The sequence below is a fragment of the Pseudomonas monteilii NBRC 103158 = DSM 14164 genome (assembly GCF_000730605.1).
In the GTDB taxonomy this organism is placed as follows: Bacteria; Pseudomonadota; Gammaproteobacteria; order Pseudomonadales; family Pseudomonadaceae; genus Aquipseudomonas; species Aquipseudomonas monteilii.
The window spans coordinates 19,754-45,022 of the sequence record NZ_BBIS01000022.1 but is presented as its reverse complement, the minus strand read 5'-3'; the positions used below and the strand labels follow the sequence as shown (position 1 = coordinate 45,022).

The window sequence follows — 25,269 nt, the reverse complement described above, 5'->3', positions numbered from 1 at the left end:
CCTTCGCGCAGCCTAGGGCTGCCCCTGTCGATTTACCAAAGGTGCCCGCCATGCCCTGGCTGCAAGTACGCCTGGCCATCAGCCCGGAACAAGCCGAAACCTACGAAGACGCCCTGCTTGAAGTAGGCGCCGTCTCGGTCACGTTCATGGACGCCGAAGATCAACCGATCTTCGAGCCAGACCTCAACACCACCCCGCTGTGGTCGCACACCCACCTGCTGGCCCTGTTCGAGGCCGATGCAGAGCCTGAGCAGGTGTTTTCCCACCTGCGCCTGCTGACCGGCGCCGAGCTGCCCGAGCACCAGGCCGAAGTGATCGAGGACCAGGACTGGGAACGCAGCTGGATGGACAATTTCCAGCCGATGCGTTTCGGCCAACGTCTGTGGATCGTGCCGAGCTGGCACGATGCCCCGGAAAAGGACGCCGTCAACCTGCTGCTCGACCCGGGCCTGGCCTTCGGCACTGGCACCCACCCCACCACTGCCTTGTGCCTGGAGTGGCTGGATGCCCAGCAAATGCAAGGCACCCAGGTGCTGGACTTTGGCTGTGGCTCGGGCATCCTGGCCATTGCCGCGTTGCTGCTGGGCGCCCGTGAAGCAGTCGGTACCGACATCGACGTGCAGGCCATCGAGGCTTCGCGCGACAATGCCCAGCGCAACGGCATTGCCGATGAAAAGCTGGCGCTGTACCTGCCCGAGCACATGCCGGCCATGCAGGCCGACGTGCTGGTCGCCAACATTCTGGCCGGCCCGCTGGTATCGCTGGCGCCGCAGTTGTCCGGCCTGGTCCGCCCAGGTGGCCTGCTGGCTCTGTCGGGCATCCTCGCCGAGCAGGGCGAAGAAGTGGCTGCCGCCTACGCCGCCGACTTCGAGCTGGACCCGATCGTCGTACGCGACGGCTGGGTGCGCATCAGTGGTCGCCGCCGTTAAGCGGGCCTAGAATAGTCTTCTGCACAGCTCCCGGATTGCCGCATGACCGACAGTTTCGTCACCCAGTGCCCGCATTGCCAGACCAGCTTTCGCGTCACCCACCACCAGTTGAGCGTGGCTCGCGGTGTGGTGCGCTGCGGTCACTGCTTGCAGGTGTTCAATGCCGCCAAGCAGTTGCTGGAGCAGAACCGCGCCAATGCCCCCGTGGCGCCTGCGCCAGTACCCGCTGTGCCGGCCGAACCGCTGATCGAACAGGCGGTCACCCCTGAGCCCGCCATCGAAGTGCGCAACGATAGCGCTGACGATGCCTGGGCGCTTACCGCCCAGGCACTGGATGAGCTCGACCTCGACAAGGAACTGGAGCGCCTGGAACGTCGTGGCCAACCGGCACCCACACGCCCGGCCAACCTGGATGGCGGGCTGCAGGCACGGCGCGACGAGCTGCACCCGGACGAGCACGCAGACGACCTGTTCGGCACAGCCACCGATGAGCCCTTCGAACCCCAACAGCCGACAGAAGCCGCCCCGGCGCTGTTGGAGCCAGAGCCCCTGGCGCTGGACCTGGAACCGGCACCCGGCGAGCGCACCGAACCGACCCTGGGCAGCAACCTCGACCTGGATATCGATGACGAGCCGCCCGTACACCGCGCGCCCGAAATCGATAAGCAGCCTGCCTTCAGCGAGCCACTGCGCGCCAGCGATGACGAAATACCGGAAAAAGGCCTGAGCGCCCGCGACGATGAGCCGCTGGCGCTGCATCTGTCGGCCCGCGACGATGAACCTGACGAGCCACTACCCGGCGACCGCCTTGAACCAGGCCTTGCCAGTAAACCTGAGCGCCCGGCCCGCAAGGAACCGCTGGTCGACGTGGTCGACGACCCGCTGCAGCTGGGCTGGGAAAAACCCGCCCCCAACTGGGGCAAGCGTTTGCTGTGGGGTTTTCTGACCTTGTTGGCTGCTGGCCTGCTGGCCTTCCAGTACGTGTGGTTCCATTTCGACGAGATGGCCCGCCAGGACCAGTACCGGCCAATTTTCCAGCAGGTCTGCCCGATGGTCGGTTGCCAGGTGCCCACCCGCGTCGATATTGCACGCATCAAGAGCAGCAACCTGGTGGTGCGCAGCCACCCCGACTTCAAGGGTGCACTGATCGTCGATGCGATCATCTACAACCGCGCCCCCTTCTCCCAGCCGTTCCCGCTGCTGGAACTGCGCTTTGCCGACCTCAATGGCCAGCTGATCGCCAGTCGTCGCTTCAAGCCCAGCGAGTACCTCTCAGGCGAATTGGCCGGGCGTGGCGACATGCCCAGCCAGACGCCGATCCATATCGCTCTGGACATCCTCGACCCGGGGCCGAAGGCCGTCAACTACAGCCTGAGCTTCCGTTCGCCGGAATAGGCAGTGCGCCAGCGGGGCTGCCAGGCAGCCCCGCTGTCCATATGTGGCACCAAAAGTCATAAGCCGACAACTGTTCAGATTTTATCCAAATCCATCTTTATCCGGTCACCGAGAGCGGGTATCATGCCAACCCTTTTTCGAACTCCAAGATTCGGCCCCACAACAGGGATCACCTATGTCGGCGGTACGCATCGGCCAATACACACTGCGTAACAACCTGATCCTCGCGCCCATGGCCGGGGTCACGGACCAGCCTTTCCGTACACTTTGCCAGCGCCTGGGCGCGGGCATGGTGGTGTCGGAAATGGTCAGCAGCGACATGAGCCTGTGGAACAGCCGCAAGTCGAGCCTGCGCCGCATCCATGAAGGTGATCCCGAGCCACGCTCGGTGCAGATCGCCGGCGGTGATGCGCAGATGATGGCAGCGGCGGCGAAGGCCAACGTCGAAGCGGGCGCCCAGATCATCGATATCAACATGGGCTGCCCGGCAAAAAAAGTCTGCAACAAAGCTGCAGGCTCTGCTTTATTGAGAGATGAAGCCTTGGTCCACGAAATCCTCCACGCCGTTGTAGGCGCCGTGGATGTTCCGGTGACCCTGAAGATCCGCACCGGTTGGGACCGGGCGAACAAGAACGGCCTGAACGTGGCGAAGATCGCCGAACAGGCCGGCATCCAGGCGCTGGCGGTGCATGGCCGTACACGCGCCGACCTGTACACCGGCGAGGCCGAATACGACACCATCGCTGCCATCAAACAGGCGGTGTCGATCCCGGTTTTTGCCAACGGCGATATCACTTCGCCAGAAAAGGCCCGGGCGGTGCTGGATGCCACCGGGGTCGACGGCCTGTTGATCGGCCGCGCCGCCCAGGGGCGGCCGTGGATCTTTCGCGAGATCGAGCATTACCTGCGCACTGGCGAACACCTGCCAGCGCCGCAGCTGGACGAAGTGGAACGCATCCTGCTGGAGCACCTGGCCGCGCTGCATGCCTTCTATGGCGATGTGATGGGCGTACGTATCGCCCGCAAGCACGTTGGCTGGTACCTGGCAACACGACCCGGCGGCAAGGAGTTTCGCTCCCGGTTCAACGCTTTGGAAGATACACAAGCGCAGTGCGCCAACGTTCGCGCGTTTTTCAGTGAACGTCGACAGAGCCTTGAGACAGAGGACGGACAAGGGGTGGCCGCATGACGATGATGACCGAGACATTTGTGAGTGGAACAACGCCCGTGAGCGAAAACGCCAACCTGAAACAGCACCTCAACACGCCGAGCGAAGAGGGCCAGACCCTTCGCGACAGCGTCGAGAAGGCGCTGCACAACTACTTCGCCCACCTGGAAGGCGCGACCGTGACGGACGTGTACAACCTGGTGCTCTCCGAAGTCGAGGCGCCCCTGCTCGAATGCGTGATGAACTACGTGAAGGGCAACCAGACCAAGGCCAGCGAGATGCTCGGGCTGAACCGAGGCACCCTGCGCAAGAAGCTCAAGCAGTACGACTTGCTGTAAGCCAGAATCCCAACCAGAAAAGGCGGCTCCCTGAACAGAGGCGCCTTTTTTGCTGACTCCACCGCGTTATTGGAACCCGAAATGACCGACCAGACTACCCGCCTGCCAGTCCGCCGCGCCCTGATCAGCGTCTCCGACAAGACCGGTATCCTCGAATTCGCCCGTGAGCTGCAACAGCTCGGTGTCGAGATCCTGTCCACCGGCGGCACCTACAAGCTGCTCAAGGACAACGGCGTGAACGCGGTGGAAGTGGCCGACTACACCGGCTTCGCCGAAATGATGGATGGCCGGGTCAAGACCCTGCACCCGAAGATCCACGGCGGCATCCTCGGCCGTCGCGGCACCGACGACGCCATCATGAACGAGCACGGCATCAAGCCGATCGACCTGGTCGCGGTCAACCTGTACCCGTTCGAAGCCACCATTTCCAAGCCTGGCTGTGACCTGCCGACCGCTATCGAGAACATCGACATCGGCGGCCCGACCATGGTCCGTTCGGCTGCCAAAAACCACAAAGACGTGGCCATCGTGGTCAACGCCAGCGACTACGCCGGCATCGTCGAAGGCCTTAAAGCCGGTGGCCTGACCTACGCCCAGCGCTTCGACCTGATGCTCAAGGCGTTCGAGCACACTGCCGCCTACGACGGCATGATCGCCAACTACATGGGCACCATCGACCAGGCCAAGGACACCCTTTCGACTGCCGATCGCAGCGAATTCCCGCGCACCTTCAACAGCCAGTTCGTCAAGGCCCAGGAAATGCGTTATGGCGAGAACCCGCACCAGAGCGCGGCGTTCTACGTAGAGGCCAAGAAAGGCGAAGCCAGCATTTCCACTGCCGTCCAGCTGCAAGGCAAGGAACTGTCGTTCAACAACGTGGCCGACACCGACGCCGCGCTGGAGTGCGTGAAGAGCTTCGTCAAGCCAGCCTGCGTTATCGTCAAGCACGCCAACCCGTGCGGCGTGGCCGTTGTGCCTGAAGACGAAGGCGGCATCCGCAAGGCCTACGACCTGGCCTATGCCACTGACACCGAGTCGGCATTCGGCGGCATCATTGCCTTCAACCGCGAGCTGGACGGCGAAACCGCCAAGGCCATCGTCGACCGCCAGTTCGTCGAAGTGATCATCGCGCCGAAAATTTCCCAGGCTGCCCGTGAAGTGGTTGCCGCCAAGCAGAACGTACGCCTGCTTGAGTGCGGCGAATGGCCTGCCGAGCGCGCTGCCGGTTGGGACTTCAAGCGCGTCAACGGTGGCCTGCTGGTGCAGAGCCGCGATATCGGCATGATCACCGCTGATGACCTGAAAATCGTCACCAAGCGCGCCCCGACCGAACAGGAAATCCACGACCTGGTGTTTGCCTGGAAAGTGGCCAAGTTCGTCAAGTCGAACGCCATTGTCTACGCCAAGCAGCGCCAGACCATCGGCGTAGGCGCTGGCCAGATGAGCCGCGTCAACTCCGCGCGCATTGCTGCAATCAAGGCCGAGCATGCTGGCCTGCAGGTGCAGGGTGCGGTCATGGCCTCGGACGCGTTCTTCCCGTTCCGTGATGGCATCGACAATGCGGCTAAAGTGGGTATCAGCGCCGTGATCCAGCCGGGTGGTTCGATGCGTGATGCCGAGGTGATTGCAGCCGCTGATGAAGCCGGTATCGCCATGGTGTTCACCGGTATGCGCCACTTCCGCCACTAATTACGTGGATCCCGAGGCGAGTCGAGATCCTTTGGGAGCGGGCTTGCCCCGCGAATACGATGGTGCCTTCACCACCGCATTCGCGGGTCAAGCCCGCTCCCACAGAGATCGCCGGCAGCCTCAGGATCACCTGAATCGAGGTTTTGACATGAAAGTTTTGATCATCGGCAGCGGCGGCCGTGAGCACGCCCTGGCCTGGAAAGTCGCCCAGGACCCACGCGTCGAGAAAGTCTTCGTTGCCCCAGGCAACGCCGGCACCGCTATTGAAGCCAAGTGCGAAAACGTCGCCATCGACGTCTGCGCGCTGGAGCAACTGGCCGACTTCGCCGAGAAGAACGTCGACCTGACCATCGTCGGCCCGGAAGCACCGCTGGTCATCGGCGTGGTGGACTTGTTCCGCAGCCGTGGCCTGGACTGCTTCGGCCCAACCAAGGGCGCGGCCCAGCTGGAAGGCTCCAAGGCCTTCACCAAGGACTTCCTGGCACGCCACAAGATCCCGACCGCCGACTACCAGAACTTCACCGAAATCGAACCTGCACTTGCCTACCTGCAAGAGAAAGGCGCACCGATCGTGATCAAGGCCGACGGCCTGGCTGCGGGCAAAGGCGTGATCGTCGCCATGACCCTCGAAGAAGCCGAAGCCGCCGTGCGTGACATGCTGGCCGGTAACGCCTTTGGTGAAGCCGGTTCGCGTGTGGTGATCGAAGAGTTCCTCGACGGCGAGGAAGCCAGCTTCATCGTCATGGTCGACGGCCACAACGTATTGCCCATGGCCACCAGCCAGGACCACAAGCGCGTCGGCGACCAGGACACCGGCCCGAACACCGGCGGCATGGGTGCCTACTCCCCTGCCCCGGTGGTGACCGCAGACGTGCACCAGCGCGTGATGGACCAGGTCATCTGGCCGACCGTGCGCGGCATGGCCGAGGAAGGCAACGTCTACACCGGCTTCCTCTACGCAGGCCTGATGATCGACAAGGCGGGCAACCCCAAAGTCATCGAGTTCAACTGCCGCTTCGGCGACCCAGAGACCCAGCCGGTCATGCTGCGCCTGGAGTCGAGCCTGGTGCTGCTGATCGAAGCCGCTTTCGCCAAAGCGCTGGACAAGGTCGAAGCTCAGTGGGACCCGCGTCCAAGCCTGGGCGTGGTGCTGGCAGCTGGCGGTTACCCAGGCGACTACGCCAAGGGCGACGCCATCAGTGGCCTGGACGCTGCGGCCAAGATCGAAGGCAAGGTGTTCCATGCCGGTACTTCGCTCAAGGATGGCCAAGTGGTCACCAACGGCGGCCGCGTTTTGTGTGCCACCGCCATGGGCAGCACCGTTGCTGACGCGCAGCAGCAAGCTTACCGTCTGGCCAAGGAAGTGAGCTGGAACGGCAGCTTCTACCGTACCGACATCGGTTATCGGGCCATCGCCCGCGAGCGCGGTGAGCACCAGCAGTAAGTACTACCGGAGCGCCGTAGCGCTTTCAGCGCACGGCATCCGGCTCGTCGACAAGGCCCGCCACGGGCCTTGCCTTCGACTTGGCGCGCCGCGCATAGTGAGTACCCGGCACATCGACCAAGAAGGGATTTCGTAGTGCGTCGGCTTCGGATTGCCTCAGCTCTGATCGTCAGCTTGCTGACCTTGCTCTGCATGTTCCCGGCAGCTGCCGAACATGACGGAGGCTGGACCGTTCTGCTCGACGAACAGGCCAACCTGCAACTGAGCGATGTGCGCTCCGAGCGCTACCGCAACCAGTTCAGCCCTCTGATTCTTGCCGAGCTGGATGCAGCGCCTGCGGAACAGGCCTTGTGGCTGCACTACCGCCTGCAACCCGGCGACCAGGAACAACTGCTGCGGGTATTTGCCCCAGACCTTTCTGGCCTGGACCTCTATGCCCTCGATGGCAACCAGCTTCTGCGTCAGCTGCACCACGGGCGCCTGGCCGGCAACGCCAGCCCCACCCTGCGTGGCAGCGACCATATATTACCCCTGCCCAACAGCAAACAACCGCTGGACATCTACCTGCGCCTGGTTTCCGAACACCAGCTACGCCCGGCCATCAGCCTGGAACCGGCAGCCGTAGCGGCTTCAGACCAAAGCCAGCCCCTGCTGTTCGGCATGCTGTTCGGTGGCCTGGTGATGCTGATCATGCACAACCTGATCCGCTTCCTCTACAGCCGTTCCACCACCACCCTGATCCTGGCGCTGTACCACGGCCTGATGCTGCTCAGCGGCCTGATCCTGCTGAACCTCAGCGGCCCTTGGTGGCATGTGTGGCACAACGCGCAAACACCCGCCGCCTACCTGACACTGGTGCTGGCAGGCCTGGCCGGGCTGTATTTCACCCAACATTTCTTCACGCCGTGCAATTCGCCACGGCTTAACCGCCTGCTGCAAGGTGAGATGCTGGTGGTCGGGGTCAGCGGCCTGGTGCTCTTGTTCGTCGACACCCTGCCCCTCAACCTGATGACCTACGCCCTGCTGGCCTTGGGCAGCGTGAGCATGCTGCTGGTCAGCAGCTACCACTGGTACCGTGGCTATGCACCCGGGCGCCTGTTCAGCCTGGCCATGGTGGTGTTCAACCTGGGTGGCCTGGTACTGCTGCCGGCCTTGCTGGGCCTGACCCGCACCTCGACGCCCTGGTTGCTGTGCATCCTGTTGGGCCTGACCGTGGTCAGCGGCCTGCTGCTGAACCTGGCCGTCAGCGAACGCCTGCGCCGCATGAGCGAGGAGCGATTCAGTGCTAGCCGTGCACTGGCCGCCAGCGATGCCGAAATCAATGCCAAGGCCGAGTTCCTGGCCAAGATCAGCCACGAAATCCGTACCCCCATGAATGGTGTGCTGGGCATGACCGAGCTGCTGCTGGGTACGCCGCTGTCAGTCAAGCAACGCGACTATGTGCAGACCATCCACAGCGCCGGTAACGAGCTGCTCACGCTGATCAACGAAATTCTCGACATTTCCAAGCTGGAATCCCGGCAGATCGAACTGGATGATGTGCAATTCGACCTTAACGCGCTGATCGAGGATTGCCTGAACATCTTCCGCGCTAAGGCCGAGCAACAAAACATCGAGCTGATCAGCTTCACCCAGCCACAGGTGCCGCGCGTGATCAGCGGCGACCCGACACGACTGCGCCAGGCCCTGTCGAGCTTGCTGGAGAATGCACTGAAAAATACCGACCAGGGCGAGATCCTGCTGGTGGTGGCGCTGGACCAGCGCGGCGAGGTGCCACGCCTGCGTATTGCCGTGCAGGACAGCGGCGAACCGCTGCCCGCCGCCGACCGCGAAGCCTTGCTGCAGGCCGAGTTGCACAGCCACCACTTCCTGTCCAGCAATAAGCTGGGCGGCCACCTTGGCCTGGTCATTGCCAAGCAGCTGATCGGCCTGATGCAGGGCGAGTTCGGCATCAAGAGCAGCACCGGTATGGGCAACACCCTGTGGCTGACCTTGCCGCTGGACCCTTCACGCCTGGAGCAACCACCGGCCGACCTCGAAGGGCCGCTGCGCGATGCCCGTGTGCTGGTGGTGGACGACAACGACACCTGCCGCAAGGTGCTGGTACAGCAGTGCAGCGCCTGGGGCATGAACGTCAGCGCGGTGCCATCGGGCAAGGAGGCCCTGGCGCTGCTGCGTACCAAGGCGCACCTGCGGGACTACTTCGACGCCGTGCTGCTGGACCAGAACATGCCCGGCATGACCGGTATGCAGCTGGCCGCTAAAATCAAGGAAGACCCGAGCCTGAACCACGACATCCTGGTGGTGATGCTCACCGGCATCAGCAATGCGCCGAGCAAGGTCATTGCGCGTAACGCCGGGGTCAAGCGGATACTGGCCAAGCCGGTGGCCGGCTACACGCTGAAAACCACCCTGGCCGAAGAGCTGGCACAGCGCGGCCGCGAGCAGGCGGTGCCTGCAAGCCTCCCAGGCATACCGCAGGCGCTGGACCTGCCTGGCAACTTCCGCGTGCTGGTCGCCGAGGACAACAGCATTTCGACCAAGGTCATCCGCGGCATGCTCGGCAAGCTCAACCTCGAGCCCGACACGGCCTGCAATGGCGAAGAAGCCCTGCAGGCGATGAAAGCGCATCGCTATGACCTGGTGTTGATGGACTGCGAAATGCCGATACTGGACGGCTTCTCGGCCACCCAGCAGCTGCGTGCCTGGGAAGCAGCCAACCAGCGCCAGCGCACACCAGTGGTGGCGCTGACGGCGCACATTCTGGCCGAACACAAGGAGCGCGCACGGCTGGCGGGCATGGACGGGCACATGGCCAAGCCGGTGGAATTGTCACAGTTGCGCGAGCTGATCCAGTACTGGGCCAACCAGCGGAAAACCCAGGTAGATCCAGCGCATACTTCCTAGCTGACACAAGCATCCGCATTGCTGAGGACTACGCCCCATGCTCCATGAGTTGTTCAGCGTCTACCTGAAAATGCTCGTGCTCTACAGCCCGTTCTTCGTGCTGTCGTGCTTCATCAGCCTGACCCGCGGCCACTCCAGCAAGGAGCGTAAGCAACTGGCCTGGAAGGTGGCCTTCGCAGCGCTGGTCGCCAGCGTGCTGCTGTACCTGTTCGGGCGGGTGATTTTCGGTATTTTTGGCATCACCGCCGACGCCTTCCGCATCGGAGCCGGCAGCGTGCTGTTCATCTCGGCCCTGGGCATGGCCCAAGGCAAACCGGCCGTGCAGGCCGATAACGTGCAGCAAGATGTGACCATCGTACCGCTGACCATCCCACTGACCGTCGGCCCCGGTACCATTGGTGCCCTGCTGGTGATGGGCGTCGGCCAGCCGCACTGGGATGACAAGTTGCTGGCCATCATCAGCATTGCCCTGGCCAGCTTCACCGTGGGCCTGGTGCTGTACCTGTCACACGGTATCGAACGCATTCTTGGCGAGCAGGGCCTGCAGATCGTCAGCCGCTTGATGGGCCTGTTTGTCTGCGCATTGGCAGCGCAGATCATCTTTACCGGTATCAAGGGATACCTGATGCCCTAAACCTCCATTTCATGGATTTCCTTCAAGGCAATCTTCACCAGTGCCCGCTCGACACCGCTGCGACGTTCCTGATTGAACAGGCGTGTATTGAAACGCACCAGCTCTGCGGCCACCTGCATGTTGCGGCGCTCGCGAAACAGAAAGCCATTGGTGAATACCGCCGTGTTGCCAGCCTCGTGGTACACCACAATATCCACGTAGTTGCCACTGACTGGCGCACAGGACAACAGTTGAAACTGCGCTCGGTCCCTGCTGCGAGACTCGAAATGCAGCAAGGGTTTGCCGTTTCTCTTTAGTGCCTCGAACGCCAGCGCCATGCTGCTGGAATGCTGAGCCCCTGCGACGGCGTCGATCTTGCTCAACGCCTGATCGACAATTCTGGGCCGCTGCGGGTCCGGCCAATGGACTTCTTCAGCAGACTTCGCGTCCCACCCCAGGTACATCAACTTCTTGCGGTAGTAATCGTATTGTTCCTGCTGCGTTGCTTTGGCCATGTCTTGCAACGTCACGGCCTCGGCCCATAACGAAGCAAGCTTCACGGCCTGACGCTGCTCAAGGCTGACGCCGGAAATGAACGAAACCAGGCTTGCGCCTACGACTACGGCTTCATGCTGTTGCATCGCAACCCTCCGGCTTCAACACGCCTAGATCAATGATTTTTCCAACATGCTGTGTTCGCTCAAGCAGATCGTGCAGGCCTTGGCGATGAGCGACAGTCAGGTATTCGCTCAATGTTCCGGCACTGGCCCGCAGGTCTATCCCCTCGGCAGGTATAGGCTGCAAACGGGTATCGGGACGAATCTGTGATGCAGGCAAGGCACTCTTGAACGCCAACCCACACATATCCAGAGACGCATCAGGCAGCATCACGCCCAGCTCGTAGGCGCAGTGTGTGGTCTTGTCCTGCTCCGCCAGCGTGAAGGGTTGCAGGTGCTTCTGCACCACCACCTGCGAGAGCAGGGTAAGGGCAGCCCGCAAATGACCCGCCAGGCTGGGATGACGGGCCTGCAAATCGTCGCTGAGCCGCTGAACCGGCACCAGTGATTGCCCAGCCTGCGCCTGCTGGTGATCACTGCGGCTGCGCACGACCACCCAGCCTCGCTCCTCCAGTGCCGTGCGGTACCCGCTGTACCAGCGCCCGTAGTGGGTAAACCGTGAGCCGTTCAATTTGTCCGAGCGCAGCTGGGCAAACAGAATCGAGTCCAGCGCATACTGCCTCAAGGGCTGCGCCGCGTCCGCGACCAGCAGCGCGGTGCCACCAACGAGCCACAAGGAGTAGCCTTCCTTACTCATTGCAATACCTCGAATTTCAAACGTGCAGAATGAAGAACGGGGCCCGCAGGCCCCGTTTGCTCTCAAATCTCGTATTCGTCGGCGGCCTTGACGGCCTTGTCAGCGAGTTTCTGCTCGATGGTTGCGCGCACCTGGTCGGTGTACACCACTTCATTCAGGGCAAGTACTGCCGAACCGCAGTAGCGGTCTTTGCTCGAACTCTTCCATTCGAACACCGTGGTATTCAGGTCGTTTTCACTTGGCGAAGCACTGAATGCGTTCACCAGCATGAACAGTTCGCCCTCAGGCGTTTCAATGCACGTTCCCAACCCTGTGGTCGAGACCGGGTTGCCTTTGACGTTCTGTTTGTAAACCTTCTGCGCTTCTTCGATGTTGCCGAACGCAGTGATGGCATCACCGGCCAACTTGGCCATGGCCTCGCCTACTGGCCCGCCGAGCAAGGCTTTACCTGCGGCACTGGCGACCTTGAACGCGATCGGGCCCAGGGTCAGCGATTTGCTCTTGTCATAGTCGCGCTCGTAAGAACGCCGGCCCGCCACCCAGCCCAGAGTGCGCATTACTTCCAGAAACTTGTTGAACCAGGCTTCGGACTCTCCGTCGCGGTCATGCAGTTTGGACGCCACGCGAGAAGCGAACTGGAAGGTGGTCTTGGCATCGCGCCGGCTTTGCGCCGACATGCCTGCGCTCAGCGCCAGAAGGGATTGTTCGACAACAGCAATGCTATCGCCACTGGATGCTTTGGTATCGGTCATGGAAAGGGTCCTTGAATGCCCTCGACGGGAATCATCGAGGGGCATTCACCCTATGCCGAAAACGACGAGGGAGCAGGCATGAACCGGTTCCCTCGGTACCTCACTCGTCTGCCGGGTACCAGCGCGGGGTATACACCCACTGCTTGCCATCGGCGCTTGGGAATTGGCAGGTCGTGGACGAGCCGACCAGAACCATGGTGCGCATGTCGACCATTTCTGGCAGCAACTCGGCCAATGTGACTACCTTCAGCGTCTGCCCCGGCCTACCGATGTCACGGCCAAGGACTACAGGGGTGTTGCCATCGCGATGCCGGCGCACAACCTCCAGCGCCACCCCAAGCTGGTGCGGTCGGGACTTGGAAATCGGGTTGTAGAAGGCCAGTACCAGGTCAGCCTGGGCCGCCAGATCCAGCCGCTTCTCGATGATGGACCAGGGCTTCAGATTGTCCGAGAGCGACATCACGCAGAAGTCATGCCCCAGTGGTGCACCTGCCTGGGCGGCCGTCGCGAGCGAGGCTGATACGCCAGGCAGTATCTCGAGGTCGACGCGGTGCCACGCCGGGTCACTGGACTCATGCAACGCTTCAAGCACAGCAGCAGCCATGGCGAACACGCCCGGATCACCCGACGACACCACCACCACCGAACGGCCCTGGGCCGCCAGCTCGAAGGCATGCCGGGCGCGCTGCATCTCTTCACGGTTGTCGGTGCAGTGCAGCACCTGGTCGTCACGGAACGGCCCGGCCATGCGCACGTAGGTTTCATAGCCAAGTACGTCTTCGGCACGCGCCAGCTCTGCCTTCACCGCCGGCACCATCAGTTCGGCAGCGCCCGGCCCCAGGCCGATAACGGCCAGACGACCACGACGGCGGCCAACCTGCGCCACCTCGACCGGGGCAGGCGCCACGGCAATGGCCGCCCCCTCAAGCTCGGTCAGCCGGGCATCGGGCAACGCCGCCGCAAGCATGCTGGCTACCCCGTCTGGATTGGCAGCGAAGCGCAAGGCCACACCCAACGCCTGCGCGGCCTCATGCAAGCCGCTGTCGGCCATGGCCTGCTCGTCCGCCAGCAGACAGGCTACCGATGGCTCGGCGATGCCGGCCTGCTGCAGTGCGGCACGAATACCGTGCAGGTTACCGCCTGCAACAGCCACAACCACCGAACGCGGGTGAATCAGCAGTTCGTCGCGGTTGGCCGGGCGCGCCTGATGCCCCACATGAATGGTGCGCCTAGCCGCCTCGCTGGCGGGTAACTGCGCCTGCTGCAGCCAGGGGGCATCACCTTCGATGCGCACCGATTCGCCGGCCAGCAGGTCGGAGACAAAGCGCTTGCCTTGCTCGATATCCGCCAGGGCATAGCCCTGTGGCGGGTTCAGCAAGCAGGTACCAAAACGCAGCTCGCCACTGGTGGTAATGGCAGCGGCAACCCCCAGTGCTTCAGCCAGTTCACGCGCCATCACGTTCACGCCGCTCAGGCCACCGAGTAACGGCACTACCGCGCTGCCATCTTCGGCCACGGCCAGCACCGGCGGCTCGACGCCCTTCTCGCTGAGCAGGCTGGCCAGGCTACGGATGACGATACCTGCAGCGCACAGGGCGATGATCGGCGTGTCCTGCTGGTACAGCCGGCGCAGGGTGTCGCCGAACGCGGTGTAATGAAGGTCGACACCTTCGACCCGGCCTTCCAGGCCATGGATCGACGCCTGCGGGTAACGCTTCTGGATTCGCTGCGCGGTGGCCAGGCTGCCTGGGCCAAGGATGACAATGGCGGGTGCCTTGTGCATGTTCAACCCTGCCATTTTTCACCCGGCACAATGATCAGCGAGAAGTACGGCGACGACTGCGGGTCGACCTGGTCCAGCGGCACGATCTTCTGGTTGGCCATGGTGGCCCGCTCCACATACAGCGCACGCCCGTCCAGGCCCAGTTCGGCCAGCACCTCGCGTACCTTGGGGAAGTTGCGGCCAAGCTTCATGATCACCGCAGCATCGGCGTCGGCCAGGCGGCGCTTGAGCTCTTCGGCCGGCAATACACCCGACAACACCGACAGGCTCTGGTTGCGGTAGACCAACGGCGCGCCCAGCACCGAAGCACCACCGAGCATCGAGCAGACGCCCGGGATCACTTCGGCCTCATACCGCTGCGCCAGGCGATCGTGCAGGTACATGTAGGAGCCGTAGAAGAACGGGTCGCCTTCGCAGATCACCGCCACGTCGCGGCCGGCATCCAGGTGCTCGGCCACCTGCACGCTGGCTTCGTCGTAGAAGTCGCTGATTACCTGTTCATAGGACAGCGGCGCTGGCAGGGCTTCGGTGGTAACCGGGTAGACCAGTGGCAGCAGGGTCTGCTCGGGCTGCAGGTGTGCCTCGATGATACCGAAGGCGTTGCCACGCTTGCCCTTGGCCACGAAGTAGCCGACCACAGGCGCTTCGCGCAACAGGCGCAGGGCCTTGAGTGTGATCAGTTCAGGGTCGCCAGGGCCCACGCCCAGGCCCAGCAGTCGTCCACGCGGCGCCATCATTCCACCTCCGTGGCCAGGGCGTTGACCGCAGCGGCGGCCATCGCGCTGCCGCCCAGGCGGCCCTGCATGATCACGAACGGCACGCCACGGCTGTCGGCGGCGAGCATGGCCTTGGACTCGGCGGCGCCGACGAAACCGACCGGGAAGCCAAGGATCAGTGCCGGCTTGGGAGCGCCCGCGTCAATCATCTCCAGCAGGTAGAACAGCGCGGTAGGCGCGTTGCCGATCACCACTACGCTGCCTTCCAGGTATGGGCGCCACAGCTCGAGGGCTACGGCGGAGCGGGTATTGCCAGCATCCTTCGCCAGGCCTGGCACGCTCGGGTCGCGCAGGGTGCAGATAACCTTGTTGTCTGCGGGCAGGCGTGCCCGGGTAATGCCTTCAGCCACCATGTGCGCATCGCACAAGATCGGCGCGCCGTTAAGCAGCGCTTCGCGCCCGGCCCGGCCGGCACCTTCGGAGAACTGCAGGCCGTCGATGGCATCGACCATGCCGCAGGCGTGGATCACGCGCACGGCGAGCTTTTCGAGGTCTGCGGGAATCCGCTCGAGCCGGGCTTCCTCACGGATGATCCGGAAGGAATTGCGATAGATCTCCTGACCATCGCGGATGTAGTCAATCATCAAGGTGCTCCGTCGGCAGGTCGAGCATGGCGCCTGCTTCATTCAAGGTAAGGTCGGTGGCGCGCAGGGCTCCGAAGCCCGGATGGCGCGCATCACGCAGGTACAGGTCATAACGGCCCGGTGAACGGGCCAGCAAAGTGGCCGGGGCTACATGAGCCACGGCGCAGGAACGGGGGCAACCGGACAGGTGCACGCTGGCGGGTACACCTGGGCCCAGCAGCGCGGCCAAGGCAACGGCGTCGGCCTTGGTCTCGCCAAGGGCCTTGGCGCAGCCGCTGGCGCCGGTGCAGGCGCTGATACGTGCCAAGGGTTCATGGTCGTGGCACAGCAAGCCCAGCGCAGACAGGTCGGCCTGGGCCTGATCGATGTGTCGTTCTTGCAGATTGGTCAGCACCAGGCTTTGCCAGGGGCTAAGGCGCAGGCTGCCATCGCCCCATTCACGGGCAATACATGCAGCACCGCGCAACATGGCTGGGGTCAGGCGGCCTTGGGGTGGGGCAACGCCAAGGGCAAGGCCTTGAACCTGGGGTAGCACCCCCAGCCAAGAAGCACGGTGTGGTTCGCGTCGCCATGTGAGCACGGCGTCGTCGCGGCGGATGTCCAGCCCGAGCCCATCGACGAAATCGCTTGCCGGGTATACCTCAAGCAACTGGCGCATGCGCGCCTGCGCAGGGGTTGCCAGGTCGAGAAAGCGTTCCAGCACGGCACGCACCAGCGCCAGGCCTTGCTCCAGCGGCACCGCACCGAGCGCCTGGCCATCTGCCGGGCAACCCGCCAGGCCGAACGCCAGCCAGGTCTGCTGCTCCAGGCGCAGGGCCGACAGCCACAGGTCGTGAGGGTGTTCGAGCATGGCCAGGCGTTCGCCGGCATCCAGCTGTACGGCGAACTTGGCCGACAGTTGATGGAAGCGCGGGGTGCTTTCCAGCATAAGGAGGATCTGCTCGGCCAACGGCCGCGCATCCAGCAGCATGGCTGGGTCATGCCCGGCCAGCGGGCTTAGCATCAGGTTGCGCACATCATCACCGGCCGCTTCGCGCGGGCCCAGGCCGGCAACGAGCAACGTGTCGATCAGCGCACGGTGCTCGCTGCCGATGCCACGAATTTGCAGGTTGCCACGGTTGGTGGCCTCGATCACACCGCCGGCGAAGCGCTCGGCCGCCGCCGCCACCGCTTCGGCCTGGCTGACCAGCAGCAGGCCGCCCGGCAGCTTGATGCGGCAGATGCCGCCGTCACGGGCACTGACGATGCGCCACAACCCCGGGCAGGCCGAGGGGCGGGGCGAAACGTTGGGAGCATGGGCCTGCGTCAAAGGGGCGTCCGGCAATCTGTGAAAATGCGCTTGAGTGTAGAAGGCGCGGTATTATGCCTGCTTTGTCCGGCGGCATGAAAAGCCGGTGGTCGAGCATCATTCGAGTTTGAGCAGATTTTTGGGTGCGCAGCGGCCCCAAAATCTTGAAGAGGTATACATGGCACCCTGGCTGACAGTAGTAGGCATCGGCGAAGACGGCTTCAGTGGCCTGGGCAAACAGGCCCGGCGCGCGCTGCTGGGTGCTGCGCGGATCTTCGGCAGCCCGCGCCAGATGGCCTTGCTGCCACGCTGCGTGCCCGGCGAACGGCTGGGCTGGCCAAGCCCGTTCTCGCTGGCCCCGGTGCTGGCCTTGCGCGGCGAGCCGGTGTGCGTGCTGGCCAGCGGCGACCCGATGTTCTACGGCGTCGGCGCCAGCCTGGCGCGCCAGGTGCCTGCCGATGAAATGCGCGTGCTGTCGATGCCCTCTTCCTGCGCCCTGGCCTCTGCGCGCCTGGGCTGGCCGCTGCAGGACGTGCAAGTGGTGTCGCTGGTCGCCCGCCCCTTGGCGGCGCTCAATGCCCACCTGCACAGCGGTGTGCGCTTGCTGGTGCTGAGCAACGATGGCAACAGCCCGGCGGCCGTTGCAGCATTGCTTCGCGAACGTGGCTTCGGGCCAAGCCGCCTGCAGGTTTTCGAACACCTGGGTGGCCAGGAAGAGCGCGCATTGGAGGGCACCGCCCAAAACTGGCCGCACGCCGAAACCGCAGCGCTCAACCTGGTGGCCATCGAATGCCTGGCCTCACCCGAAGCGCCACGCCTGCATCGCCTGGCCGGGCTGCCGGACAGTGCCTTCCGGCACGACGGCCAGCTGACCAAGCGCGATGTCCGCGCTATCACACTGGCGCGCCTGGCGCCCCAGCCCGGCGAACTGCTGTGGGACGTGGGCGCCGGCTGCGGCTCGATCGGCATCGAATGGATGCGTGCCCACCCGGCCTGCCGCGCACTGGCCATCGAGGCCGACGAAGGCCGCCAGGGCTTCATCGAACATAACCGCGATGCGCTGGGCGTACCTGGCCTGCAACTGGTTCGCGGCAAGGCGCCAATGGCACTGCAAGGCCTGGAACAGCCCGATGCCATCTTCATCGGCGGCGGCGTCACCCGTGAAGGCGTGCTGGACTTTTGCTGGGCGAACCTGCGCCCCGGCGGCCGGCTGGTGGCCAACGCAGTGACCTTGCAAAGCGAACTGGCCCTGGCGCACTTTCGCGAACAGCACGGGGGTGAACTGACCCGCCTGCATGTCGCCCATGCCCAACCCTTGGGCACGTTCGACACCTGGCGCCAGGCGCTGCCGATCACCCTGCTGGAAGTGATGAAGCCCGCCGATGCGTGAAGAAACCCGCGAACAGCCGGCGCCCCTGCGCAGCGGCCTGACCACCGGCAGCTGCGCTACCGCCACCAGCCTGGCAGCGGCCAAGCTGCTGCTCACCGGCCAGCAAGACGATGCAGTGGATATCACCTTGCCCAAGGGCAAGGTGGTGCAGATGCGCCTGGAGTTCTGCCGCCTGATCGGCGAAGGCGCCGAAGCCGGCACCCTCAAGGATGCGGGCGACGACCCGGATGTGACACACGGCGCCTTGCTCTACAGCCAGGTACGTCTGCTGGCCGAGACGGGCATCCGCTTTGTCGCGGGGACCGGCGTCGGCACCGTGACCCGGCCGGGGCTGGTGCTTGCGGTGGGCGAACCGGCCATCAACCCGGTACCTCGGCGCATGATCACTGAACACCTGCAGCGCCTGGCCGATGAGTGTGGCTATCCCGGCGGTTTCGAGGTCACGGTCAATGTGCAGGGCGGTGAGCAACTGGCCCTGAAGACCATGAACCCGCGCCTGGGCATACTGGGCGGGCTGTCGATCCTCGGCACCAGCGGCATCGTGCGGCCGTTTTCCTGTGCAGCCTATATCGCCTCGATTCATCAAGGCATCGACGTGGCCCACACCAACGGCTACACGCATATCGCCGCCTGCACCGGCAACGCCAGCGAAGACACCATGCGCCGCGTCTACGGCCTGCCAGAAATCGCCCTGATCGAAATGGGTGATTTCGTTGGCGCAGTGCTCAAGCACCTGCGCAAGGTGCCGGTGCCACGCCTGAGCCTGTGCGGTGGCTTCGGCAAGATCAGCAAACTGGCGGCCGGGCACATGGACCTGCACAGCCGCCATTCCAGCATCGACCTGCCGCAACTGGCTGGCTGGGCTGCAGACATTGGCGCTGACGAAGCGTTGCAGGCCGCCATCATCGGCGCCAACACCAGCCAGCAAGCACTCGCTCTGGCTCATGCGGCCGGCGTTGCCCTCGGTGATGCCGTGTGTGCCCACGCCCTGGCCTTCGCCCGCAGCGTGGTGCCGGCACAGGTGCAAGTGGAAGTGTTCGCCATCGACCGCCAAGGCGGCATCGTTGGCCGGGCGGGCGTGCAATGACTGCGCGCATTCTGCTGTTGGGCGGCGTCACCGAGGCCCTGGCCATCGCCCGTCGCCTCGGCCCGCAGCACGTTTACAGCCTGGCGGGTATCGGCCGCGTGCCGCAGGACCTGCAATGCCAGGTGCGGGTCGGTGGCTTTGGCGGCGCTGAAGGCCTGGCCAGCTACCTGCGCGAGGCCGGTATCACGCTGTTGATCGATGCCACCCACCCTTACGCCGCGCAGATCAGCCGCAACGCCGCCAGTGCTGCGCGTATTGCCGGCATCCCGTGCTGGGCCTTGCGACGCCCGGCCTGGCAGGCGCAAGCGGGGGACGACTGGCGCGAGGTCGAGGACTGGGCGGCGTTGATCGAGGCGCTCAAGCCGTTTCGCAGGCCGCTGTTCACGCTGGGGCGAGAGCCGCTGCAACATCTGGACGAAATACCGCCGGAACAGTTCTGGACCTTGCGGGCGTTGGAGGCATGCCCTGGCAACGAGCGTTGCGAAGTGATTGGTGCCCGCGGGCCATTCCATATCGAGGATGAACGGGCGTTGTTCCGGCGCCGCAGGATCGATGTGCTGATCAGCAAGAACAGCGGCAGTGTGGCGACCGAACCGAAGCTCGAAGTGGCGCGGGAGTTGGATGTGCCGGTACTGATCCTGAAGCGCCCGGTGCTGCCGGAAGTTGACCGACAATTCGGCTCACTGACTGATCTGGCAACAGCGCTCCTACACTGATTTCAGATTTTTCTTCCAGCCTGCCAAGTGGCCCGTTACCGCCCTACTGCCTTAAACTCAATTCCCCCACCCCGGAAGGTTTCACCCATATGGAAATGCAATGGTGGATCTGGCTGGTCTTCGGCATCGCGCTGATCCTGCTCGAACTGGTCCTGCCGACGTTCTTCATCCTCTGGTTCGGCATCGGTGCCGTGCTGGTCTCTCTCACCTCGCTGGCCGCCCCCAGTCTGCAACTGGACATGCAGGTATTGCTGTGGGTGTTGCTGTCGTCGGTCACCACCGCGTGTTGGTTCAAGCTGTTCCGGCGCAAGCCGCCGGATGTGCGCTGGACCGCCGACAGCGTGATCGGTGAAGTGGGCTTGCTGACCGCTGGCGTTTCGGAGTTCCAGAAAGGCCGCGTGCGCTTCCAGAAGCCGATTCTGGGTAACGAAGAATGGACCTGCATCGCCGACAGCGAGATCCCTGCTGGCGAACGGGTGCGCCTTACCGCCATCGAGGGGAACACCGCCCGCGTCATCCGGGCCTGAACCTGCACTAAAAGGAATTTCGCATCATGACCAGCCTTATCGTCGTCGCGGCCATCGCCCTGTTCGTCCTGATCACCGTGTTCAAGGGGGTGCGTATCGTGCCCCAGGGCGAGGAATGGATCGTCGAGCGCCTGGGCCGCTACCACAGCACGCTCAAGCCCGGCCTGAACATCCTCATCCCGTACATGGATGTGGTCGCCTACCGCCTGCCGACCAAAGACATCATCCTCGATGTGCAGCAACAGGAAATCATCACCAAGGACAACGCAGTCATCGTGGCCAACGCGCTGTGCTTCGCCAAGGTGGTCGACCCGCAGAAGGCCTCCTACGGCGTGCAGAACTTCTCGTTCGCCGTCACCAGCCTGACCATGACCTCGCTGCGTGCCATCGTCGGTGCCATGGACCTGGACGAAGCCTTGTCCAGCCGCGAGCAGATCAAGGCACGTTTGCGCGATGCGATGTCGGAGCAAACCGAAGACTGGGGCGTGACCGTGCGCTCGGTGGAAATCCAGGACATCAAGCCCTCCGAGAACATGCAGCTCGCCATGGAGCGTCAGGCGGCAGCCGAGCGTGAGCGCAAGGCCGATGTAACCCGTGCCGAAGGGGCCAAGCAGGCGGCGATCCTTGAAGCGGAAGCACGCCTGCAAGCGGCCAGGCTGGATGCCGAAGCGCAGATCAGCCTGGCCGAAGCTTCAGCGCGGGCGATTTCGTTGGTCAAGGAAGCGGTGGGCAACGAGACCGTACCGGCCATGTACCTGCTGGGCGAGCGCTATGTCGGGGCCATGGAGAACCTGGCGGGCAGCAGCAATGCCAAGGTGGTGGTGCTGCCGGCTGACCTGCAGGAGACCGTGCGCGGGTTGATGGGCCGTAACAAGGCTTGAGATTGTCAGGGGCGCTTTGCGCCCCCATTAACCGGCAACCTGCGTCACTTCACCGCACCCCGCCATTTTTACCTATACTCCGCCTTACAATACCCACCACGATTCCTGACCGGATCTCTCCATGCCCCCACGTCGGCACATTGCATGGATAGCCTGCCTTGCAGTGCTGTTCAACCTGCTGGCCATGCCGCTGTCTTCTGCTGCGCCCAAGGGCCCGGCCGAGCAGTTGCTGTGGGGGGCTTTCTGTTCCAGCATGGCCAACAAGGCCAAAGTCGACGTCCAGGCCCTGGCCAAGATCGACCTCGGCACGCAAAACGACGACAGCGCCAGCATGATGAACTGCTGGTGCTGCTCGGGCGCCGCACCGCTGCTGGCCCTGCCCGGCTACCCGCCACAGTTGCACAACCCGCCGACACTGCTCGCCGGGCTATTGTCGCCACCGGCTGACTACCAACCCTCGCCGCGCCAACTTTGGCCTGCGCTCAACCCCCGTGCCTCTCCGCTGGCCTGAGTTCATCACGTTGTCTGCCTGAACCTGAACAGAACGGAGATTCACCATGCTCAAGCACGCCCTCGTCATGGCCGCCCTGCTGCTGCCTGGCGCCTTTGCCAATGCCCACGAATACAGCGTGGGCGACCTGCACATCGCCCACCCCTGGTCACTGCAGTTACCACCCAACGCGCCGAACGTCGCGGCGTATTTCGTGGTGCACAACAATGGCAAGACCGATGACCGCCTGCTCAGCGTCAACAGCCCCATCAGCGATGACGCGCAACTGCACGAGCATGCCATGAGCGCCAGCGGCGCCATGAAGATGCAGCAGGTGCCCAGCGTGGTGGTACCTGCCGGCAAGGACCTGACCTTCGCCCCCAGCGCCTACCACGTGATGCTGATGCAGCCCAAGGACCGCAGCCTGCTTACCGACGGCAAGCGCTTCCCGTTGACCCTGCACTTCGAAAAGGCCGGCAACATCACTGTTGAGGTGGCCGTGCAGAAGCAGGCGCCAGCGGACCAGCCGCAAGCCCACGAACACGCGCACTGACACCTGCTGACAGGCACTCGCCATGAGCCTGCCGCGCAACAGCATCAGCCGTACCACCCGCCCTGACCGCAGGCGCGCCGGTGGTGGATGGCTGAGCCTGTTCGCCATGTGGATGATCTTCATCGGCCCGCTGATTTCCCAGTCGATGCCAATGGACCACCATGCCGGCATGAGCATGCCGATGGACATGCCGATGACGGCTGCCCATCAGCATGGCGGCGACACCCATCAAGGCCACGGCAACGATGGCCAGCTGCATGTGATGTGGGAAAAGTGCGGTTACTGCAGCCTGTTGTTCAACTGCCCGGCCCTGCCCCAGGCCCTCAGCCCGCTCAGTGCCGGCAGTGTCGTCCCCACCCCCCACCTGCTTGCGCCAACGCACCAGGGCCATGCCCGGCAGGCTGTATTCCCCGGTGCGCGCAGCCGCGCCCCACCTTCCGCGATCAGCGTCTGAACCCACATTTTGCGCACGAAGCCAGGAGGCTTCGCGCTAACTCATGACTGATCGACTGGAATCATTATGTCCGGCTGCACCCCTGTTTTTGCCTTGTCCCTGCGTGGGACCATCGCCGCCCTGTGCGGCTCGCTGCTCGCGCCCGTGGCCCTGGCCGCCGACCCTGGCCATGAGGGCCATGTGCACGAAGCACCCGAGCTGAGCCCGACGGTGATCACCGCCGTGGCCCCGAGTTCGCCGCTGACCGTGGTCACCAACCCGAAAGACCCGCGCCAGCCCGTACCGGCCAGCGACGGCGCCGACTACCTGAAGACCATCCCCGGCTTCTCGGCAATACGTGCCGGTGGCACCAACGGCGACCCGGTACTGCGCGGCATGTTCGGCTCGCGCCTGAACATCCTCACCAACGGTGGCCTGATGCTGGGCGCCTGCCCCAACCGCATGGACGCGCCCACGTCTTACATCTCGCCGGAAACCTACGACCGCCTCACCGTGATCAAAGGCCCGCAAAGCGTGATCTGGGGCCCGGGCGGCTCGGCAGGCACCATCCTTTTCGAACGCGAACCAGAGAAATTCGGCACCCTCGGCAGCCGGGTGAACGCCAGCCTGCTGGCCGGCTCCAACGGCCGCTTCGACAAGGTGCTGGATGCCGCCGCCGGCAACAGCCAGGCCTATGCCCGCTTCGTCGGTAACCAGTCTCGCTCGGACGACTACCACGACGGCAACAACGACACCGTGCCGTCGCGCTGGGAAAAATGGAACGGCGATGTCGCCCTCGGCTGGACGCCCGACCAGGACACCCTGCTGGAGCTGACTGCCGGCAAGGGCGATGGCGAGGCCCGCTATGCCGGGCGTGGTATGGACGGCTCGCAGTTCAAGCGCGAAAGCCTGGGCCTGCGCTTTGAAAAGTCCAACCTAGGCGAGGTGCTCGACAAGGTCGAGGCACAGGTCTACTACAACTACGCCGACCATGTGATGGACAACTACAGCCTGCGCACCCCATCGGGCAGCGGCATGATGGGCATGCCGATGGTCAGCAACGTCGACCGCCGCACCATGGGCGCACGCATCAAGGCCACCTGGCGCTGGGCCGACGTGCAACTGATCGGCGGCATCGACGCGCAGACCAACGAACACCGCAAGCGCGGTGGCATGGGCGTGGACGCGCACAAGGGCCAGGCCTGGACCAAGGACGCCGACTTCCACAACTACGGCGCTTTCAGCGAACTGACCTGGTACGTCAGCGGTGAGGACCGGCTGATTACCGGTGCCCGCCTGGACCGCGCCTCGGCCCGTGACTTGCGCAAAGGCAGCGCCACCGAAGGCGATACTCGCGCCGACACCTTGCCCAGCGGCTTCGTCCGTTATGAGCACGACCTGGCAGCCATCCCGGCCACCACCTACATCGGCCTCGGCCATGCCCAGCGCTTCCCCGACTATTGGGAGCTGTTCTCGCCCAAGCTGGCACCACCGGGGGCGGCCAACGCCTTTGACGGTATCAAGCCGGAGAAAACCACCCAGCTCGACTTCGGCATCCAGTACCGCACCGAGCGCCTGGAAGCCTGGGCTTCGGGCTATGTCGGGCAGATCCGCGACTACATCCTGTTCGACTACCGCACCGGCATGATGGGCATGAGCACCTCCCAGGCACAGAACATCGACGCCCGCATCATGGGCGGCGAACTGGGCGCGGCCTACCAGCTGACCGAAAACTGGAAGGCCGACGGCACGCTGGCCTACGCTTGGGGCAAGAACAGCAGTGATGGCAAAGCGCTACCGCAAATGCCACCCCTGGAGAGCCGCCTGGGCCTGACCTACAGCCGTGATGTGTGGAGCGTCGGCGCACTGTGGCGGTTGGTGGCGGCGCAAAACCGCATTGCCGAGAACCAGGGCAACGTGGTCGGCAAGGACTACGACAAGAGCGCCGGCTTCGGCGTGTTCTCGCTCAATGGCGCCTACAAGGTGAACAACAACCTCAAGCTCAGCGCGGGGGTCGACAACCTGTTCGACAAAACCTACGCCGAGCACTTGAACCTGGCCGGGAACGCCGGGTTCGGCTACCCGGCTACAGATCCACAGCCGGTCAATGAGCCAGGCAGGACCTTCTGGACCAAGGTCGATTTCAGCTTCTGACAACAACAACGGGCGCAACTTCGGTTGCGCCCATCAGCTGGTCACACAGGAGGTTCCC

At 63.9% G+C, this 25,269-nt stretch carries 24 protein-coding genes; 17 read left to right on the top strand and 7 right to left on the bottom strand.

Annotated features, from left to right (window positions below):
- Nucleotides 1–50 precede the first annotated feature (50 nt).
- The 8 genes from prmA (at nt 51) to PM2_RS12710 (ending at nt 10,504) form a co-directional block, all read left to right on the top strand.
- The gene (gene prmA, locus PM2_RS12745; RefSeq protein WP_016712198.1) at nt 51–929 is read left to right on the top strand and encodes a 50S ribosomal protein L11 methyltransferase; all 879 of its coding nucleotides are present in this window, start codon (nt 51–53) and stop codon (nt 927–929) included.
- Between the two features lie 42 nt (nt 930–971).
- Complete coding sequence (locus PM2_RS12740; protein ID WP_028698509.1) at nt 972–2,324, top strand: DUF3426 domain-containing protein; 1,353 nt, start codon at nt 972–974, stop codon at nt 2,322–2,324.
- 175 nt (nt 2,325–2,499) lie between these two features.
- Entirely contained in the window at nt 2,500–3,513 is a 1,014-nt protein-coding gene (gene dusB / locus PM2_RS12735; protein ID WP_016712200.1) for a tRNA dihydrouridine synthase DusB, read from the top strand.
- Nucleotides 3,510–3,830 (top strand): DNA-binding transcriptional regulator Fis, encoded by a 321-nt coding sequence (fis, locus tag PM2_RS12730; protein WP_016712201.1) that lies wholly within the window; start codon nt 3,510–3,512, stop codon nt 3,828–3,830. The genes dusB and fis overlap by 4 nt, the downstream gene beginning before the upstream one ends.
- An 81-nt stretch (nt 3,831–3,911) precedes the next feature.
- Nucleotides 3,912–5,519, top strand: coding sequence for a bifunctional phosphoribosylaminoimidazolecarboxamide formyltransferase/IMP cyclohydrolase (gene purH / locus PM2_RS12725; protein ID WP_016712202.1), 1,608 nt, complete (start codon nt 3,912–3,914; stop codon nt 5,517–5,519).
- 148 nt (nt 5,520–5,667) lie between these two features.
- The gene (gene purD, locus PM2_RS12720; RefSeq protein WP_016712203.1) at nt 5,668–6,963 is read left to right on the top strand and encodes a phosphoribosylamine--glycine ligase; all 1,296 of its coding nucleotides are present in this window, start codon (nt 5,668–5,670) and stop codon (nt 6,961–6,963) included.
- A gap of 135 nt (nt 6,964–7,098) precedes the next feature.
- Nucleotides 7,099–9,870, top strand: a complete 2,772-nt coding sequence (locus tag PM2_RS12715; RefSeq protein WP_016712204.1) for a hybrid sensor histidine kinase/response regulator — start codon at nt 7,099–7,101, stop codon at nt 9,868–9,870.
- A 37-nt stretch (nt 9,871–9,907) separates the two neighbouring features.
- On the top strand, nt 9,908–10,504 hold the full coding sequence (locus PM2_RS12710) for a MarC family protein (RefSeq protein ID WP_016712205.1): 597 nt from the start codon (nt 9,908–9,910) through the stop codon (nt 10,502–10,504).
- Here PM2_RS12710 and PM2_RS12705 read toward each other — a convergent pair.
- The 7 genes from PM2_RS12705 to cobG form a co-directional block, all read right to left on the bottom strand.
- Nucleotides 10,501–11,124: a hypothetical protein gene (locus PM2_RS12705; RefSeq protein WP_016712206.1), complete on the bottom strand. Its 624-nt coding sequence runs from the start codon at nt 11,122–11,124 to the stop codon at nt 10,501–10,503. The two genes, PM2_RS12710 and PM2_RS12705, sit on opposite strands and share 4 nt — an antisense overlap.
- Nucleotides 11,111–11,797 (bottom strand): hypothetical protein, encoded by a 687-nt coding sequence (locus tag PM2_RS12700; RefSeq protein ID WP_028698508.1) that lies wholly within the window; start codon nt 11,795–11,797, stop codon nt 11,111–11,113. Before PM2_RS12700 ends, PM2_RS12705 begins: the two co-directional genes overlap by 14 nt.
- A 62-nt stretch (nt 11,798–11,859) precedes the next feature.
- Complete coding sequence (locus tag PM2_RS12695; RefSeq protein ID WP_016712208.1) at nt 11,860–12,549, bottom strand: hypothetical protein; 690 nt, start codon at nt 12,547–12,549, stop codon at nt 11,860–11,862.
- 100 nt (nt 12,550–12,649) lie between these two features.
- On the bottom strand, nt 12,650–14,347 hold the full coding sequence (gene cobJ / locus PM2_RS12690; protein WP_028698507.1) for a precorrin-3B C(17)-methyltransferase: 1,698 nt from the start codon (nt 14,345–14,347) through the stop codon (nt 12,650–12,652).
- Nucleotides 14,335–15,069: a precorrin-2 C(20)-methyltransferase gene (locus PM2_RS12685; RefSeq protein ID WP_016712210.1), complete on the bottom strand. Its 735-nt coding sequence runs from the start codon at nt 15,067–15,069 to the stop codon at nt 14,335–14,337. Before PM2_RS12685 ends, cobJ begins: the two co-directional genes overlap by 13 nt.
- Nucleotides 15,066–15,692 carry a precorrin-8X methylmutase gene (locus PM2_RS12680; RefSeq protein WP_016489386.1) on the bottom strand — a complete coding sequence of 209 codons (627 nt, stop codon included), beginning with the start codon at nt 15,690–15,692 and terminating at the stop codon, nt 15,066–15,068. The genes PM2_RS12685 and PM2_RS12680 overlap by 4 nt, the downstream gene beginning before the upstream one ends.
- Nucleotides 15,685–17,016, bottom strand: coding sequence for a precorrin-3B synthase (cobG, locus tag PM2_RS12675; protein WP_028698506.1), 1,332 nt, complete (start codon nt 17,014–17,016; stop codon nt 15,685–15,687). The genes PM2_RS12680 and cobG overlap by 8 nt, the downstream gene beginning before the upstream one ends.
- A gap of 142 nt (nt 17,017–17,158) precedes the next feature.
- Between cobG and PM2_RS12670 the strand changes: the two genes are divergently transcribed.
- From PM2_RS12670 to PM2_RS12630, 9 genes are all read left to right on the top strand, one after another.
- Complete coding sequence (locus PM2_RS12670; RefSeq protein WP_028698505.1) at nt 17,159–18,370, top strand: bifunctional cobalt-precorrin-7 (C(5))-methyltransferase/cobalt-precorrin-6B (C(15))-methyltransferase; 1,212 nt, start codon at nt 17,159–17,161, stop codon at nt 18,368–18,370.
- A complete protein-coding gene (locus tag PM2_RS12665) occupies nt 18,363–19,457 on the top strand; it encodes a cobalt-precorrin-5B (C(1))-methyltransferase (RefSeq protein WP_028698504.1) in 1,095 nt (364 codons plus the stop codon). Before PM2_RS12670 ends, PM2_RS12665 begins: the two co-directional genes overlap by 8 nt.
- Nucleotides 19,454–20,173: a cobalt-precorrin-6A reductase gene (locus PM2_RS12660; RefSeq protein ID WP_016712214.1), complete on the top strand. Its 720-nt coding sequence runs from the start codon at nt 19,454–19,456 to the stop codon at nt 20,171–20,173. The genes PM2_RS12665 and PM2_RS12660 overlap by 4 nt, the downstream gene beginning before the upstream one ends.
- An 89-nt stretch (nt 20,174–20,262) precedes the next feature.
- Nucleotides 20,263–20,700, top strand: a complete 438-nt coding sequence (locus PM2_RS12655; RefSeq protein ID WP_028698503.1) for an NfeD family protein — start codon at nt 20,263–20,265, stop codon at nt 20,698–20,700.
- 26 nt (nt 20,701–20,726) lie between these two features.
- Nucleotides 20,727–21,581 (top strand): SPFH domain-containing protein, encoded by an 855-nt coding sequence (locus PM2_RS12650; protein ID WP_016712216.1) that lies wholly within the window; start codon nt 20,727–20,729, stop codon nt 21,579–21,581.
- Between the two features lie 121 nt (nt 21,582–21,702).
- Nucleotides 21,703–22,092, top strand: a complete 390-nt coding sequence (locus PM2_RS12645) for a DUF2946 domain-containing protein (protein WP_019098903.1) — start codon at nt 21,703–21,705, stop codon at nt 22,090–22,092.
- Between the two features lie 46 nt (nt 22,093–22,138).
- Complete coding sequence (locus PM2_RS12640; RefSeq protein WP_028698502.1) at nt 22,139–22,624, top strand: copper chaperone PCu(A)C; 486 nt, start codon at nt 22,139–22,141, stop codon at nt 22,622–22,624.
- Between the two features lie 22 nt (nt 22,625–22,646).
- A complete protein-coding gene (locus tag PM2_RS12635) occupies nt 22,647–23,078 on the top strand; it encodes a DUF2946 domain-containing protein (protein ID WP_028698501.1) in 432 nt (143 codons plus the stop codon).
- A 66-nt stretch (nt 23,079–23,144) separates the two neighbouring features.
- Entirely contained in the window at nt 23,145–25,211 is a 2,067-nt protein-coding gene (locus tag PM2_RS12630) for a TonB-dependent copper receptor (protein ID WP_028698500.1), read from the top strand.
- The last annotated feature ends 58 nt before the right edge of the window (nt 25,212–25,269 follow it).